Annotated in this window: 1 protein-coding gene; it reads right to left on the bottom strand. The window is 65.6% G+C overall.

The features are described from left to right. Nucleotides 1–423 (bottom strand): Ig-like domain-containing protein (locus VTU_RS26245; protein ID WP_138927811.1); only part of this gene is annotated, 423 nt, incomplete at its 3' end. Between the last annotated feature and the right edge of the window lie 16 nt (nucleotides 424–439).

Below are 439 nucleotides of genomic sequence, written 5' to 3' on the forward strand. Positions count from 1 at the left end.
GCCGTTCCAGTTGTCGTCCTCGGCCACGCTGTCGTCGTCCTCGGCGACGCTGTTGTCATCCTCGGCGACGCTGTTGTCATCCTCGGCGACGCTGTTGTCGTCCGTGTCCTGCGCCGCTTCGCTCTTCGATTCGGTGCTGCTCTGGTCGTCGGTCAGCGCCTGCGTCTTGGCCTCCTTGGCCTTGGCTGCAGGGTCAACGGGAGCGTCAGTAGCGTCGTCGAGCACCATGGAGTCACCCTGCTCCTTGTCCGCCTTGTATGCGGTGTCCGGGAGAGTCGCCTCGGCGTTGCCCGCGTCCGGGGTGTTGGCGACCAAGTTCAGCGTGCCGGTCCAGGTCCAGCCGCCGTCGGCGCTGCTCAGGTCGCTGAGCTCGCCGTTGGGACTGCTCAGGAGGTCCTTGGCAAAGCCTTTGACGCTTTCCACCGGTTCGTCGAAGGTG

Source organism: Verminephrobacter aporrectodeae subsp. tuberculatae At4, from assembly GCF_000193225.1.
Classification (GTDB): domain Bacteria; phylum Pseudomonadota; class Gammaproteobacteria; order Burkholderiales; family Burkholderiaceae_C; genus Acidovorax; species Acidovorax aporrectodeae.